Genomic DNA, 16,214 nt, shown 5'->3' with positions numbered 1-16,214 from the left:
CCGCACCCGCACCAGCCACTTCGCAGCACTTCGCCCCGCCGATCAAACGATCGACGGGGCGAAGTGAGCAGGCCCCGGATTAACCAACAGCATCCATGATCGGTCCAGGGCCTTTGCGCTGGTGCCCCCGGCAGGATTCGAACCTGCGACACCCGCTTTAGGAGTTTTCCTTGGGCGGGGCTGTGACCTGCGGAAACTTAGTCTCCAGTGCGCCTGAGCTGGGAAAACACCCCTCCACGGTTTTTGCGAGTTCTCAGCCATTCCCGGCCTCATGTGTGCCGTATCCGTTCCGGGCAGCCACTTGGTTGGGGGCGGTACTCGCTGAGGAAGGTGACCAGGCGCACGCCGAAGAACTGCGGCTGTCGCTCGGCGGCCAGACATGACGCATGCCCCACTCTCGTCCCAAGGTGGTGAGCGGGCAGGCGGAAACCCGTAGCCTGGGACCAGCAGCAGTACGCAGCCCGATGCACGCGGAGGGGATGCCGATGACCACAGCTTCGAGCGGGGACGCTCACCCGCCGCGCCCGTCGTCGCATCCGCTGCGGACCATCCGTGACATCCGGGAGTCCCTGCCGGAGGACCAGCGTCGGCACTTCGATGCGGAGCTCGCCGACACGGAAATCGAGGCTCTGCCCGAGATGTTGCACCGCTGGGTGACGTTGAGTAACGACGGCTTCGAGGAATTCCTGCTCTCCCGGCCCTTCGAGGGGCTGGAGTTCGGCGCCCGCTCCTACGATGCGCAAACGGACGCCGAGTGATCTACCTGTTCGACACCAATGTCGTTGCCGAACTCACGACCCGGGCGAAGCCCGACCCGCGCGTCCTGGCCTGGTTCCGGTCCACGGCCCGCCCCAACCGCTTCCTGAGCGTCATCACCGTGGCTGAGATCGAGGCAGGCGTTGCCGCCGCCCCGGATCCCGTAAGGCAAGCCCGCTACGCACAAGCCCTCGCTGCGGTACGGCACGAATTCCGTGACCGCATCGCACCGATCGGCGAACCGGAAGCCGCCGCCTACCTCACCATCCACAAGACGCTCAAGGCCGCCGGCACCAGCATCGACCCACCGGACGCCCTGATCGCCGCCACCGCCCTGGCCAACGGCTGGACGGTAGCCACACGCAACATCAAGCACGTGGCCCGAACCGGGGCCCTGGTGGTCAATCCGTGGGAGCAGCAACTGTAGGTGGCCGCGGCGTCGGTGCCGTATGTGTGCTGCAACCGCAGGGGCCCTCCCATCCGCTGGACGGAAGGGCCCCTGACCTGATGTTTCTTCGTGCCCCGGCAGGACTCGAACCTGCGACACCCGCTTTAGGAGAGAGGCGGGGAGTGGGGCGCTGACCTGGAGCTTCGATACCTGGTCGGGCCACCGGGAGCTCGACTGCGAGACACCCCGTTGACCGCGGCTGGCCCCTGCATCTGGCACGACAGTGGCACGAACCTCAGCTGACGACAGTCAGCCACGACGATGGGTGCGCCGACCGACCACGCACGCGTATGCCTCGCCGCACCCCACCGGCCTCAGCCGCGCTACCGGCTTGTGTCGTCGACGAGAGCAAGCCGCCACGACCAGCCCGTCAGGACGGTGCGGAGCCCGCAGCTTGGGAAGCCCGGGTCATCTGGAGGTAGCTGCCGCGCTGACTGAGACGGAGTCAACCGAGGGATGTCAGGCCGGTCATATCCGGTCCCGGGATGTTGCTCGAAGGTACCCACTACTGCTCGGTACTTCTCTACTCTATGACCCACCGTCGGACATAGGGGCCGCCTCAGAGGGAGGGGTGGGTCCTATGAACCTGCAGGATGGTCCAATACCGGCCCCTATCTATCGTTTGCATCGATTGGCGAGGAAATGTCAGGTCGTGGCCCCAGCGCGCTGGTAGCCCACACCCCGAGCGATACTCCAGAAGGAAAATCATGGTTGCAAAATTTCGCAAATGAGGATTGGGAATCTGCTCAGCTTCTCGTCAACAGTTTGCGAATTTTTTCTGCGGACGAATTCCGATCGCGCTTGCTTGCTATAGTTTTGGAGCGCCTCGCCGAATTGGGTGGCCCTGTTGCCATCTATCCCGTAAAGAACACGCCTAGGGATGTTCAAGAGCCTTCTCCACTGCCTATGAACGGGCGCCTTCCAGGTAGCTATGCCATCGTCGCCAACATCATCCGAGATGCCGTAGAGAACCCGCCGGAAGGTGTTATTGTGGGAGGTATCCCGACTCTCGGCAAGTTGCGAGATGGGAAATTTAGGCACCTACTGCTTGTTGATGACTATTCGGGATCAGGGGGTCTCGCTATTAGGCACGGAAAAGGTTGGGCGAGAAACCCAACTATCCGTAGCTGGCGATCCTACGGACTGCTGCGCATTCACTATATATCTTTTGCCGTGTCTAGCTTTGCCGCACAGGAAATAAGAAAAGAACGATTGTTTGATTCTGTTACGCAGGTAGAATTCGGACTTGATTTCTCAAATGCGCGATGGGCTCCGAGAGAGCGTGAATCAATCGAGCGACTCTGTCAATCCTATGCTTGGAAAAAGGATTACGCTTACGGTCGGGACGATAGTCGCGGACTTTGCGTGATGTCGCACACCGTGCCGAACAATTTGCCAGCCGTTTTGTGGCAGAAGAAGGGGCCTAATGGAAGCCCCTGGATGCCATTTTTCTCTGCGCGCAGGATGAATCCGCGTCAAACGCTCGAATTGGCTGGTTACAGTCAGCAAATCGATGCTAAGCAGGTTGCTGCGGAGATAGGTCAACAGCGTTTGGCTCGGCAACTAGATAGTCGTCTAAGCGATGAGAGCCCAGACCTGAAGAAGCTTCTGGTCCTACTCGGAGCGCTAGCTATCGGCAAACGCAGAGAGCACTTGCTTAGTGTTCATTTTGGCGTCCCTATCGGGGCCATAACTCAGATGCTAGGTGTGGGTAGAACGCTGGGACTCATCGACGATGAGCGGAGGCTAACCGACGCCGGCTGGGCGGAGTTGAGGTCTGCGCGAAGGGCGCCTGCTAAGCAGCCTGCGCGAGAGTTGACGGTCAGTGACAAACCCTATTACCCTACCAAGTTGAGGGGGAGTCAGTAGCGTCTAGCATCCGCCAGATCCGTTGGGTCTGGCCCAGTCGGAGTTGTCTCCGATGTACACGGCGCAGGCCGTTCGGTCTGCGCTATGGGCAAGCGTCCGCTACGCCTGGGGTGTGGCGAGGCGCGTTACCCTGCGAAGCCTTGGCGCGCCTCGCCACACCAGAGGCGTAGTCCTTGCTTAGCAGCTCAGAGGTAGATGATTACTGACTCCCCGCACAAGTACAGGACGGTCGGACTTGAGCGAAGCGTGCCCAAGTCGATAGTTGATAACGCCTTGGAGCAGTCGCAACCTGTTGAGGATAGCGGCCTTGCCTCTGTATTGACTCTGGGGCACCTGGCCCACAGGACAGGAGTCTCACATCCTTATTTGCGCGAGATTGTCGCGCGAGATCGGGACCCTTACCTGAGTTTCCAGATAAAAAAGAGGACAAGCACTCGGGCCCGAGTTATTTCGACACCAGAGCCTTCGCTGATGCACGTTCAGCGCTGGGTGCTCCGTAATATCCTAAACCACGTGCAGCCGCACCCACATAGCTACGCGTATCGCCCAGGCCGATCGGTGTTAGATTGTGCGCGAAAGCATCTCGGGGCTAAGTGGATAGTTAAGCTGGACTTCCATAACTTCTTTGAGACGGTAACGGAATCTCAGATCTTCCGGGTCTTTGAAGGGCTTGGGTATGAACCTCTACCGTCGCTGGAGCTTTCGCGCGTCTGCACTCGATACGCGGGTCATGTTAACCATCTGGAGCTGCAAAGCTATATTGCCAACTGGGGTCAGTACAGAGTAATTAGTGCTTACAGGAAGCCCTACTTGGGCTTCCTCCCGCAAGGTGCTCCGACTAGTGGGGCATTGTCTAACCTTGTGGCGCGCGAACTCGATCACCGCTTGTCGAGTATCGCAACTGGCGCCGGATTAGTCTATACACGCTACGCTGACGATCTAATTATCTCGGCAGGTGATGATTTTGCCCGGAATAAGGCTCAAGGGATCGTTGGTCAGTTCACTCGTGAGATCGAAAGAATTGGCTTCATCGTCCATCATAGAAAGACGCGGATTATTCCGCCGGGGGGCAGGAAGCTGGTTCTGGGGCTTCTTGTTGACGGTGACGAAGTGAGACTTTCTCGGGATTTTCGAACGAGGATTAGCAATCATGTGCGTGGTGTAGAAAAATTTGGCCTCAGAGCGCATTGTGATCACCGAGGTTTTAGCTCATTGCATGGTCTTGTTGCTCACGTTTCAGGCTTGATTTCTCACGCTGAAAGTGTTTCTCCTGAGTGGGCGCAGGCGGTTCGAGGGAAATGGAATTCTGCCTTGGTGAAGAGCGGTTGGAATTTCGAGTCCTACGCTGTCTCTGAGTGACTGGGACCTGCTGAGATCAGCACGGGGAGTGGACCACCAGCCGTGCCCTGCACCTTGGGCGGTACCAAGCCGCTGCATGCTGTGCGCGCGGCCCGGAGCGAGTCTCAATGACGGAGTCAAGCCGCTTGCGTGGCCGGGGGAGTGCTGGTGAATGCCCGGTTGTCGCGCAGTAGTGCCCACAGGACGCTGGTGCGTCGCCGAGCCACACTCGACAAGCCGCCTTGAGCCACACCCCGCCCTTCCGGGCCATCCAACAACTTACGGAGCCGCCTTGATGACGGATCCGGCCAGTTCGCGCAGTCTATCCGGCACGCTTCATGCGCGCTGGGGCGATTCGCCGGTCTCTCGTTTGTAGGTAGCGAACAGCCCGAGGCGAAAGTGCGGGTGCAGTGGCACGCGTGTGGCACGAACTCGAACACGACGAAGGGCCAGCCTCGGAGGAAACCCTCCTGAGCTGGCCCTTTCTCTGTGCCCCCGGCAGGATTCGAACCTGCGACACCCGCTTTAGGAGTTTCTCGGGGCAGGGCTGTGACCTGCGGAAACGGTGGCCGTAAGGTGCCTGGCCTGGGAAAACGCCACTCCGTAGTTCTGACGTGTTCACGAGGTTCCCGGCCCCATGTGGGCTAGATCCGTTCCGCAGGTACTGATCTGGCGGCATGGAGGTTGAGCCTCGGTTTCGGTGAGCACGATGCAGACCCACTCTGCCGCTGCGTAGGGGCAGTCACGGCGTTCGGGATGCTGCACTCTTCCTTCGGTTGGCTTTCTTCCGAGAGTCGCCCGCTTTCATACGTACAGCGTGGATCACTCGCGCAGTAGGCGCATAGCCAGCACGGAACCATCGGGATGTATGGAGACGGGGCCGTTCCAGCGTGGGGCCCAATTGTCGCGTGGCCAGTTGGACCGGCGCGCGTAGATTTCCCGCCGGTACTGCTCCACTCTGCCCTCCTCAAGATGGCGGAAGAGGTCCTCCGCCACACCGGAGAACGCCTCCACTCGCTTCCTGTTAAGCCGGAAGACGTGGTCTGTGCCGACGAAGTCGATGCCGAAGAAACGGTGCCGTGCGTCCTGGACGCTGTCTGTTGCCGCGTGCGTAATGCCGGCGATGTGCCGCTGCCCTTGTCGTTTCGTCAGGTATGGGGCGGTCGCCCTTGCATCTCCGGCGAAGGCGGTAAGACCGGCTGCCGCTGTGCGCGCGAGCGCGTGCTGGAACCACCCGTAGAGGTCGGGACTCACGTGAAAGCCGGGTTCCGGCTCAGCGCGCTTGTCGCCTTGCGTGGGCGGCTGAATGCCGGGATAGACGTTCTCGTCCTCCAAGGCGTGGTCAAGGACGCGGGCCGGAGCGTCCAGCCAACCTCCTTCTCCGTCCGCCTCCAGGGTGTGGACTGTCAGGGGACCGTCGAGTGGGAGTTCTGTGCTGAACACCAGGCACGGTGTCTCGTCCCACGCTCCGATGTGCAGCGCCTCGACGTGGGCGGAGGCCGAGGCAAGCTGGATGTGAGAGGCGGAGAGCCCGCTGTGGTTCCCCTTGCATGCAATCGGGAAGGCGCGAGAGGGCTCGCTGGGCCTCCACACCTCGGCGAAGAACTGCGGGCGGTATCGGTACCCCGACTTCGGGCCGGAGTCCCTGCTGGTCAAGGCCCACCCTGCGCGCAGAGCTGTGTCAGCCGGCACGATCGAGACAAAGTGATTGGGATAGCGCCTGCTCAGGAGTCGTGTAGCGAGAGCTAGCGCGAAACCGGTGCCGAGTTCTCCAGACTGAAGTGCCTTGTAGTAGTCCGCGGTCTCCTTGCCCTCGGTGGACAGAGCCATGAAGGAGCGCGAGTCCCCGGTCAGAGCCTGGTTGTACTTCAGGCAACCCCAGTGCTCGGCGAGGCCACGTCCGGCTCCGCGCCGTGCCAGGGTGATGGCCCGTCCAAAGGAGTGCAGCACATCCCAAGGCGTCAGCTGCACGAGCCGGCCGAGATCACTGGCCGGTATGGGGCGGAGCCCAGGCTTCCGGCGCAGCCGATCGAGTTCCTTCTCCTCTCTTTGCTTGTCGTCGTCCGCCGCTGCGGCGCTCACGTCACCTGCCAGCTCCTGGTTCGAGTGGACTGAGACGTTCGACGGCTCCGCAAGGTCTCTCAGTACTTCTGACGTGATCTTCAATTTGCTCCCCCTCGTGTTCAGCCGTGCCTGGTCTGAGCGCCGTGGCTCGGCAGGCACGCCCGCGGCTCTCGTACGTGCTGGCTCTAAGCGTCGGTTTTGGGCTGACTGGCCGCGAGGTCGTTGAGGGCACCGTTCACGACGTACCAGGACACCGTGAGAGTGTCGCGGTCGGGAGTGTGCGCCTCGCGGAACTCGCGCCGTGGGTGGACGAAATTGCGGTACCGGCAAACGGACTGGCTGAAGCGTTCCATATCGACGTCGATCCAACCTGCCTTGTGACAGATGTCGATGAGGGCCTTGAGGCCGATGAAATTCGGATCTTTGTTGTTCAGCAGAGAGCCGTCGCGCTCCTCGATCACGGTAAGTAGGACGCCTTCGAGGAGACTGCCCAACATGATGATGGCTGCCACGTGAGCGCCGTTGGAAAAGCAGGTGCGGGCTTCGTCCAGGCGGCGCTGAAGCAGCGCGGCCATCCGCGGTTCACGGATGATCTCGGCCATGGTGGCCCTGAGCTCTACCGGGGCCTGATGACCCGGATGCGCCATGGCCGGGTCGCAGACGACAATCCTGGGCCGGCCCCCGGGGTTTTCCAAACGGAAGCCTTCGTGGACGAGGAAGCTGTTGACCGCGCTGACGACGGTCGGCAGTACCTCGGGTTCTCCGAGGTACTCGCGAGCGTCCGCGAGTCTGAGGAGCACCTTCTCCAGCTCGGTGGGGCTCTTACGACGTTCCATGAGCAGCTGAAGTGTCCACTCGCCCCGATACTCGCCGTCGTACTCCGGCACGTTGTGCCAGCCGGCGTTCTCCAGGAACTGGGCGATCTCGAAACCCCTGCGGTAGTAGAGGTGATCGTCGCCGCAGATGATGCGAGCCAGTTCCTTCAAGGTGTTGCCGTCGAGCGGGCCCAGAACAGCCTCGTGCGTCATGCGGCGTACTCCGTGGTGTCGTCGTCGGTCTGTTTGTCCCCTGTGCCCTCGTCATCGGTGAGTCCGTCGTCCGAGGAGAAGTCGAGCGGCTTCCACTCGGAGTGGGAGCCGGCCGTTTGGGCGGCTGTAGCGGACTGCGTGTAGTTGGCGGGCCGGATCCCCTGGCGGTCCAGTTCCTGCCACAGGCCATCGAGTGCCGCATCGGGGTCGAAGCGGAATTCGCTCTCCCGTACTCGCCAGAACTCCCAGCCCACTCGTTTTAGTTCGCGGTCTCGCCGCTGGTCATTCTCGATCTGCTGCCGAGTGGCGTGGTGGAAGGCGTCACCGTCGCACTCGACGGCGAGACGGCCGCGAGCCCCGACGACCACCAGGTCGATGCGCTTGCTGCCGACCGGGAACTGCGGGATCACGTGGTAGCCCCGCTCCTTGATCTCCAGGTACACCTGCTGTTCGAAGAGTGAGTCGAAGGGGGCCCTGCGGACGTCTGGCAGCACTGGTCCGATGTCGTCGACCGCCTCCAGTGCTGCGGGCGGGTTCTCCATGTACGTCAGAAGGTTGAGCCGCAGGTCGTGCGGCTTGAGACGGTCCGGCGGGACCGAGTAGAAGAGCCACATCTGATCCTGGGCCCGGCTGGCGGCGACGTTGTACGCCTGCTGTTCGCTCTTGTTCCCGCCCGCCGCTCGGGGCGGGTCCGTCACGACCATGGACAGCAGGATGACGTGGCGTTCGTCGCCCTGGAACGAGGCAGCGTTGCCTACGCGAATCCGGTGCTGCTCGCGCACGGTGGCCGGCAGCCGCTGCTCGATGAGGGTTTCCAGAAGCTTGATCTGCCCGAAGCCCTGGAGGACGATCACGCCCATGGTCCTGTCCTGGTAGGCGGGGTCCTCGGCCAGGCGGGCCAGGCAGTCGATGATCGCCTCGGCCTCCTTGGGGTTGTGCACACGGCTCTCGCGGCCCACGACCACGGCGCCCTCGACGAAATGGGTGCGTAACGGGTCCAGCCGTTCGGCGCCGTACTGACGCAGGGGCAGGAGCTTGTTGTTGTAGAAGGTGCTGGAAGACCAGTTGATGATCTCGGGCACACAGCGGAAGTGCTCTTCGAGGCGGATCACCTGCGGAAAGAAGGTGGACAGCAGCTGGTACAGGTTGGTGTGCGGCGTGTAGAGCTGGCGCAGCCGGCTGGGCATGTCCGGTAGATGGGCGGCCAGCTTGTCCTGGATGGCCTGGTGGCGGCCGTTGCGCGTGAGGGCGGGCGCGCACTGTTTGTCGTCGCCGACGACGATCACGCGGGGAGCCAGCCATAGGAGGAACAGCGCGTCCATGCCCGCCTGGCTGGCCTCGTCCACGATGACGACGTCGAAGGCGTCCCGCCTCGCCTGCACCATGTCGGCGACCTGGGGGATGGGCATGACCCACGCAGGCACCGCGTCCTGGGCCACGGCCATCGCATCGCGTGCTGCGGCTCTGAAGAGGCCCGTGTTCTTGCCCTTGCCCTTGCCGAGGGACGCCATGTGCGTCCGGTACGCCTGGAGTGCCGAGCGTTGTGCCTGCGTCATCCGCTCCAGGCAGTGCAACCGGCCCCAAGCCGCAGCCAGCTCACCGGTCACTTGTTCCAGCCGGTCTTCGTGCTCGCTCAGGTCACCTTCGAGCTTGCGCTCCAAACCGGGCGTGCGCTGCGTCTCCAGAAAGTGCGACGCCTTGGCCCACTCCCACGCCCGCTCCAGGGAGCCTAGCCGCTGCTCCCATAGGTGATCACCGGCGCTGTCGACGAGGCGGCCCGCGAGCAGGGAGTGGCCGGCGCGCAGGGCGTTCAGCAACTCGGTGCACCGATGTGTGCGGTGCTCTCGCCGGTGCGCGGCAGCCAATGCCTCCAGAGCCTCGGCATAAGCCTCCACGTTCTGATCACGGAGAGCCTGTACCAGGGCCATGGACTCCGCAGTCGGCTGCGTGCCGTTGACGGGGGTACACAGGAGTTCGTCCAAGGCGGCCAACTGCGTGATCGCCTCGTCGGCGGCCCGTCGGCCACGGAGCGCGGCGACCCCGGCGTTGAAATCCTGCCATGCCAGGCAGGAGGTGATCGTCAGCCGTACACCGTGACGTACGAGAAGCGCGTCGACGCTGTCCCGGGCTGAGCCGAATGTCTGTACGTGATCAAGGCATGCTGCCCGTTCGGTCAGTTCGGCCAGCCGAACCTCCACGTCTCCCTGCGGGAGATCGGCGTTCACCTGCTGCCAGCGCGTGGCCGCCCCAGCGAGCGCGGAATACGCCCGGAGGTGCGTCAGCACGGCGTCCAGATCCTCGGCCGTCTGCGGCGAACGGCCGTCGACGGTGCAGGAGTCCAGCAGGTCCCGGGCGTTCTTCTGCGCCTTGCCCGGGAACCGGGACCGAAGGGTCTTGCCCGCGGCCAGGTGGTCCCGGAGCGCCGTGCCGGCGGTTGTCAGTCGGGCTGCCTCCTGGGCAGTCAGGCCGCCCGGCACGGTGACCAGGCGCAGGCCCAGCGCATCCACGTCCTGCACAACCTTGCGAATGTCGTCGGTGACGGCTGACACACGCTGCCACAGCCCGAGGTCGGAGCGGGAGAGTTGGTCCGTCAGCGCCCGGGTTATCCAGGAGCCGGGATCCCAGCGCGTGGCGTCGGCAGACACCCCGAGGTGATGAAGGGCCGTTGCGCAGGCATCGAGGAGCGAGGCCAGTTCGGAGGTCACGGACGCGTCGAGGTGGGCGAGTATGTTCCGGATCTCGACAGCCTCCGCGGACAGGCCCTCGTCGCTGAGGTGACTGGCCGCGAAGACGTCCGCGATGTGCCGGGGCGTAGGAAGCTCGTCAGGTCTAGGGAGGGCGCCGCTGGCGCGCGGTTCACCAGCGCCGTCACGCAGCAGGACGAGCAGTTCGTGGGCCTGTTCGGAGGTCAGCGGAGGGGCCTCCTCGGCGGTGTCCGGGAGACGGCCGATCCAGCTGAACTCGTCGGCGCCGGCATGGACCCGCTCCACGATCTCGGCGAGCGTTCCTGCGTATCCCGGCGCCACGCTCCGATGCCGGTACTCGGCCTCCCGTAGCGAGATCACCTGCTCCGTGAGCGTCTCGATGCGTCCCCGCACCTCGTCCCGTTCGCCGGTGAGACGGCGGATGACGGCGCGCAGTTCGTCGGGATCACTGGCGGCCACCTGGTCGGTGAGCGCGTTGATAGTTCGTCCCAGTTCGTCCTCGCCGTTGTGGCGAGTGGAGCTGAGCAGCAGAACGCACAGGTCACGTACAGATGAGGGAAGTTTGTCCCGCAATACGGTGAGCGGCTGGTCGCGGGCGCTGGTGACGAGTACCCGCTGACCCTGTGCGAGCAGCGCGGAGACAAGGTTGGCGATCGTGTGGGTCTTGCCCGTTCCCGGTGGCCCCTGCACCACGACACCGGTGTCCTGCTCCAGGCGCCCCAGCACACTGCGCTGCTGAGCGTTCGTCTTGCCCGGGAAGAGCGGATCGTCGCCGAAGAGCGGCACCCTCTGGTCCCCGTCCCAGGTGGAACGGTCGGTGGTCTCGATCGTCATGGCCATCTGGGCCAGGCCGAGCGGTGCCCGGCCTTCCGAGGCCACCGCCTCCGCGATCTGGTCATAGAACCGTAGGAGGGAGTTGAGGTTGCGTGGGCGCATGACCAGGGCAGGCGCGTAGGTGAGACGTGCCCCCGGTTCAGGCGCGCGGGGCGGCTCCCACGCCGCGCTGAAGCCCATGGGGCGGGTGGTCGCCCGCTCCTGCCACTGCGCCAACTGCTCCAGCGCCTCGGGCCCGAGTGGATCCATCCCCCGTGCGGCGATCTCTTCCGAGAGAGCAGCACCGCGCTCGCGTACCCATCCGTCGTCGCTGTCAAGGAAGTCCTGGTCCTCGAGACGCAGGGCGCTTTCCGACGACAGCCTGACCGTCAGCCGCGCCGTGCGTCGGTCGATCGACGTCTCCACCCGCTGGGTGAACAGATGGCGGTGCACCACGTCCCCGTCCGGGCCGAGCCAGGTCAATAGACCAATGCCGAGGACGAGCTCCGTCTGGTCGTCCTCCCGGGCCAGTTTCTGGTGCCACGCGTACATCCGGTCGTAGAGCTCACGAAGCGGTCGTTCGCTGCGCTCCCGCGCCGCCCAGCGGCGCCAGCGATCCAACCAGGCTCCGTAGGCCCGCAGGACGTCACCGGCCTCTTCACGACGCACGGTGCCTTCCTTAGCCAGCCGCTCCTTCGCGTCTGTGACGCGAACCAGCTCGGTCCCCGGCCCCTCCTCCGCTAGGGGCGGGTCACCTCCGTCGGGATCCAGGCAGCGGGCCGGCTCCACCCAGCCGTCGAGCGAGTCGGGCAGGTCGGGCGGCGCACTCTGTGGCACGTGGTCGAGCGTCAGCAGCAGGCCGTCAGGGCGCGGTGCCGGCCTGCGGACGGGGTCCGGCAGCTTGGCCAGCCAGAGGTGCTCACGGCTGCGGTCGTCACGCTGTCGCTGATGGCTGCTGTGGACCATGTCGCGCAGGAAGTTGACCAACCCTGCTGTTTGCCCGATGACGACGGGGTCACTCGCGTGGCGTCGCGGGTCTTTCACCGTTCTCCTCTCGGCCGCTGACGAACGTTCCAGGATGAGGTTCGACCAGGGGCCCAACAACGAGCTCTGCACAACATGACCGGATCTGTTTCACAGTTTTGATGTCGCGCCCATGCCGCAAGGGTTGGATGCGGAGGTGCCGAATGGTTTGGCGGAGGTACCCCCGCAGGCTTCGCCAGGTGCTTCTGCCCATGCTGGAAGCGACGAGGAGGGGCTGTTCGAGAGATACCGGCACTTACTCGTCTGTGAAGTGCCATTGCATGCGAACGGAGAGGGCAGCTCACAACGAACGATGGCCGGTTATAGCGCAAACCGGGCGTCCGCCCTGACAGTCGAGCCATGAAGTTGCCCACGCTCGTGAGGAACTGAAATCTTCGGAACCGCTCGGGAGCGAGGCCGTTCGCAGGGTTGGCCTGACGGCAGAGCAGGCTGCTGTTCTGGGGGAGAATCCCCTGGTCAGTAGCTAGACGCGTCTGCAGCCTCCAGCAGGATTCCATCCTGCGTCACCCGCATTAGGAGCGGGATCTGATCCTTGCCGGGACGTGCTCCACCCCGCCGCAGGGCGCTGCTCTGCCTGATCAGCGCCCTGCGGCGTCGTACCCGATCCGGCTCGTGACGTCCTGTGCTGGAACGTCCGCTCACGCATCGCGCACGCACGTAGCGCGGCGTCCTGGAAGGCGAAGGTACAGCTGGAGTCCGGTCAGCCCAATTCGGCGGGCGATGACACTGAGGGCCAGGCTCGCGTGTCTTCGCGTGCTCACACTCCCCACGCAGTGAACGCCGCCCAGTGGACGGGCGAGGCAAAAGGCCGCTCGTCCACGGCGTTCGCAGGCCGGACGTACCTCCGGGCCAGGTCGGCCAGGTGTGGGTGGGCGGCGGTGTACCGCGCGAGGTCATCCCACGTGAGGTGGCGCAGCCAGGTACGCGAGTGGCGCAGCGCGGGTGCTGGGAGTGCGCCAGGCGTGGAACCGGTGGGTGCGAGCAGTTCGTACAGGCGCGTCATCAGCAAGGCGGTCGCCACATCGTCCACCTGCCACAGACTGGCGACCACGCAGGCCGCTCCAGCCTGGAGAAAACCCGCAGGGAGCCCGATGAACTCGTCGGGTGCCTCGATGATCTCGTAGTGGCCCGACTGGCAGGCGCTTGCCACCACGACGCGGCAGCGCGGGAGTTGACGCTGTATGAGCATGTCCATGGTAAGAGGGCCGTCGGCGAGGGCCAATGAGGCGCCCCGACTGACGATGTCCGCGCCCCCGTGGCAGCTTAGATGGAGGTGCGATGCCTCGCCGAGATGGTCGAGCAACCAGCTCACGGTGGCATCAGTCCCCACCGCGCAAACGGTCTCGCCCCATGGCTCGAACAGCGCTCGAATCTCGGCGTACTCGCTCCGAGCGCCTGGGAGCGAACCGTCGGGGTCGGTGACGGCGACCAGCCGAGACACCGAAGTCGGCGTTCGCGCGGCCGCCGCACGGGAGGCGGCGTACACGCCCGCCGACGGGGCGAGCATCAGCGTCCCGATGGCGTCGCATACGTCGTCCGTCCCTGGGCCGAACGGTACGGCGTTCAGTGGCGCGTGCCCCAGCAGACCGGTTGGCACGACGACGACCTCATGCTGCGGGTCCTCCGCGAGGAGCCGGGCGACGGGGCGCAGGAGCGGGGCGAGGCCCTGGAGGCGTTCGAGGGCCGCCGGGAGCAGACGGCGGCGCTTGAGGACCCCAGCCTGCTGTACCAAGAGCAGTCCTATGGCGGCATCGTCCGGATCCAGGGCCAGGAGGTGGACGATCGAAGTGCTGCTCACCTCGGGGACGAAGATGGTCCGTACGGCGGGCGCCCCCGGTGCCGCACTGGGCATGTCGCCGCTTGCTTCAGGTGTGTCGGGCTTGCGGGGGATCACAAGGACGTAACTGCCCCAGGGAGCGTTCACCAGGTATGCGAGCGGCGTGCCGCCAGCGGCACGCACGATGTCGATCAGCTCGGTGGTGCGCAGGAAGCCCTCGAAGCCAGGGATCGCGCGGATCTCCTCGATCACCGTGCGCATGGCGCGTTCCACCGCTGCCTGCACGTCCGCCGCTCCTACGGACGGGCCACCGGGTGAGGCTGCGGGTGCTTCCGCTACCAGGGCCCGGTACCGCTCGCGGGCCTGCTGGTAGCGGCGGGCCATGGTGGGGTCGACGCGCTTCAACGCCTCCAGGTCCACCGCGCCTCGCCCGGCCACCACCGACAGCTCGCAGGCCAGACCTCGTTCGATCGCTTCGATGGCGCGTTCCGGGCGTCCCGCACGGGCCAGCAGGAAGGCAGCCCAGCGGGCGATCCCGGTTGCCTGGGCGAGCACGCTCCGGCGGCCGGCGGCGGTGACCTGTGCGTCGTACATCGCGTGGACGGCAGTCAGCATGTCCGACGCGACGTCGGCAGCTCCGGCCCAGTCCTCGGCCGTGGCGAGGGCGTTGAGTACTTCCCGGGCGATGGCGAGGTGAAGGGATGGGGAGACGTGCGGTGATGCAGTAGCCAGGGCCGCGCGGCGCAGCCGCACGCTCTCGACGCTGCCTGGCCCGTCGAGGAGGTCGGTGGCCTGGGCCAGGAGCCAGGTGATTCGGCTGGTGTCGAGGAGGCCCGGGCGCTCGGAGTCCAACTCGAGCACGGCGTTAGCCGCTTCCCAGGCACCGCGCGGGTCCGCAGGTTCGTGGGAGAGCAACAGGTCGGCCAGGTTGCACTGCAGTTGCGACCACAGCACGGGGTCATCACTCGGGCGCAAGTGTCGCAGAGCGTCCCGGTAGCACTGCTCCGCCTCCCGCACGTCTGCTGGTTCGGCGCGTCGATACAGCAGCAGTCCCAGGTTGAGCATGGAGTATGCCCAGTCGACTCGGCTGCGCTTGGGGGACCGTTCCTCCAGCCCTGCCCTGACGTGGCCGATGCCCAGGGTGAGGTCAGTGGAGTCGCCGCTCGGGCGTTCGGCGAGCAGCAGCCCGTAGTTGGTCTGGATCCGCGCCCAGAACTCTGGGTGGGAGCGGCGGTCCAGAGTGGCTGCGCGAGCGAGTAGGTCGCGGGCGGCCTCCCAGCACTCCAGCCGGTCGCCGTCGTCACGAAGGTGCTGGGCGGCAGCGAGGTTGTTCGCCACCTCGACCCACTGCAGGCTGCCCTCGGGCAACCGAACCAGAGCGCGTTGCAGCACGCGCAGCGCCTCGGACAGATCGGCATCCAGCCCGGTGCGTACGGCGACCACCAAACGTTCGCCGAGTCGGGCAGCGAGTTCCGTCTCCACCTCCTCCTCGCCCAACTGCCCGGCGAGCTCCAGCGCGTCGCGGGCCAGCGGGATCACCTCCAGGCTGTCGCTGGTACGCACCTCGACGTACATCGCGTGCAACCGGGCCAGCAGGTCGTCACCGAAGGCGGCCAAAGACGCGAAGTAGCGGTCCACCGCCACACCCAGTGTCACTCGGCCGCCGCACAAGCCGTCCAGCAGCTCCTGGCGGATGCGGAGCGCAGCCTCCACCGGGGTGCCGGCCGCCGAGCGCAGCTCCTCCATCCCAGCGTCGCGCACCCGGGTGTCGCCGGTGAGCTCAGGGTGGGCGCGAACCAGGTCAGCGAGCTGGTCTGGCGGGCTTCCCGTGATCGCCCGCAACAGATTCCTGACCTGCTCTTCGTCCTGGTCCTCCGCCACGCACTCCAGGAAGAATCGGTAGTTGGCAACCGTCGGCGCCCCGTACGACACCAGCTCCTGGCATGCTCTCTCGGGATCCACCAGGTCCCGGTCAACGTCGCGGGTCAGGGCGAACGGCAACAGTCTGCGGGGCAGTGGGATCACCTGCCCGGCAAAGCAGTCGCTGCGGAACGCCCCGGCGCGCTCGGCCTGGTCAACCAGAACAGCTGCTCCCAGCGGCCCATCCTGCTGGAGCTCCGCCATGGAAGTCGCGTACAGCGCTGGTGGCGTCACCCCCGGGCGTAGGACCAACAGCGGCGCCTCGATGTACGTCCGGGTGCCACAGCCAGGACAGTCCACCCACCACACGCCGGGGCCGAAAGCATCCGGAGCGCCAGGGCTTCCGAGGACGTCGGCACGCTCACGGCCGTCGACGATGTGCCACACCGGGACCCGGCACTCCCTGTCACACTCCTCGCATTGCCACGAGTAGGGCACCCTCACCGAAACCG

General features: G+C 65.1%; 8 protein-coding genes and 1 tRNA gene. 4 read left to right on the top strand and 5 right to left on the bottom strand.

Features of this window, described 5'->3' with window-relative positions:
- Positions 1-485 precede the first annotated feature (485 nt).
- Together ACWC21_RS30845 and ACWC21_RS30840 are read left to right on the top strand one after the other, a co-directional pair.
- Positions 486-758 carry a hypothetical protein gene (locus tag ACWC21_RS30845; protein ID WP_450886535.1) on the top strand — a complete coding sequence of 91 codons (273 nt, stop codon included), beginning with the start codon at positions 486-488 and terminating at the stop codon, positions 756-758.
- Positions 755-1,183 carry a PIN domain-containing protein gene (locus ACWC21_RS30840; protein WP_450886534.1) on the top strand — a complete coding sequence of 143 codons (429 nt, stop codon included), beginning with the start codon at positions 755-757 and terminating at the stop codon, positions 1,181-1,183. Before ACWC21_RS30845 ends, ACWC21_RS30840 begins: the two co-directional genes overlap by 4 nt.
- A 91-nt stretch (positions 1,184-1,274) precedes the next feature.
- On the opposite strand, the gene ACWC21_RS30835 is transcribed toward ACWC21_RS30840, so the two are convergent.
- A tRNA-OTHER gene (locus ACWC21_RS30835) sits at positions 1,275-1,346 on the bottom strand.
- Positions 1,347-1,846: 500 nt separating this feature from the next.
- Here ACWC21_RS30835 and ACWC21_RS30830 point away from each other — a divergent pair.
- Entirely contained in the window at positions 1,847-3,073 is a 1,227-nt protein-coding gene (locus ACWC21_RS30830) for a phosphoribosyltransferase-like protein (RefSeq protein ID WP_450886533.1), read from the top strand.
- A 195-nt stretch (positions 3,074-3,268) separates the two neighbouring features.
- Positions 3,269-4,432, top strand: coding sequence for a reverse transcriptase family protein (locus ACWC21_RS30825; RefSeq protein ID WP_450886531.1), 1,164 nt, complete (start codon positions 3,269-3,271; stop codon positions 4,430-4,432).
- An 801-nt stretch (positions 4,433-5,233) separates the two neighbouring features.
- Here the strand turns inward: ACWC21_RS30825 and ACWC21_RS30820 are convergent.
- From ACWC21_RS30820 to ACWC21_RS30805, 4 genes are all read right to left on the bottom strand, one after another.
- Complete coding sequence (locus tag ACWC21_RS30820) at positions 5,234-6,577, bottom strand: hypothetical protein (protein ID WP_450886529.1); 1,344 nt, start codon at positions 6,575-6,577, stop codon at positions 5,234-5,236.
- A gap of 83 nt (positions 6,578-6,660) precedes the next feature.
- Positions 6,661-7,503 (bottom strand): hypothetical protein, encoded by an 843-nt coding sequence (locus ACWC21_RS30815; protein WP_450886527.1) that lies wholly within the window; start codon positions 7,501-7,503, stop codon positions 6,661-6,663.
- Entirely contained in the window at positions 7,500-12,065 is a 4,566-nt protein-coding gene (locus ACWC21_RS30810) for an AAA domain-containing protein (protein WP_450886525.1), read from the bottom strand. The genes ACWC21_RS30815 and ACWC21_RS30810 overlap by 4 nt, the downstream gene beginning before the upstream one ends.
- Before the next feature lie 757 nt (positions 12,066-12,822).
- Positions 12,823-15,966 carry a CHAT domain-containing protein gene (locus tag ACWC21_RS30805; protein ID WP_450886523.1) on the bottom strand — a complete coding sequence of 1,048 codons (3,144 nt, stop codon included), beginning with the start codon at positions 15,964-15,966 and terminating at the stop codon, positions 12,823-12,825.
- Positions 15,967-16,214 lie beyond the last annotated feature (248 nt).

The sequence above is a fragment of the Streptomyces sp. NPDC001348 genome (assembly GCF_053597535.1).
Note: the sequence above shows the minus strand (reverse complement) of the source record. Positions and strands in the feature narration are given on the sequence as shown.

Coding starts and splice junctions, on each gene's coding strand:
- ACWC21_RS30845 (WP_450886535.1), top strand. CDS start 486: ATGACCACAGCTTCGAGCGGGGACGCTCACCCGCCGCGCCCGTCGTCG.
- ACWC21_RS30830 (WP_450886533.1), top strand. CDS start 1,847: ATGTCAGGTCGTGGCCCCAGCGCGCTGGTAGCCCACACCCCGAGCGAT.
- ACWC21_RS30825 (WP_450886531.1), top strand. CDS start 3,269: ATGATTACTGACTCCCCGCACAAGTACAGGACGGTCGGACTTGAGCGA.
- ACWC21_RS30815 (WP_450886527.1), bottom strand. CDS start 7,503: ATGACGCACGAGGCTGTTCTGGGCCCGCTCGACGGCAACACCTTGAAG.
- ACWC21_RS30805 (WP_450886523.1), bottom strand. CDS start 15,966: ATGGCGGAGCTCCAGCAGGATGGGCCGCTGGGAGCAGCTGTTCTGGTT.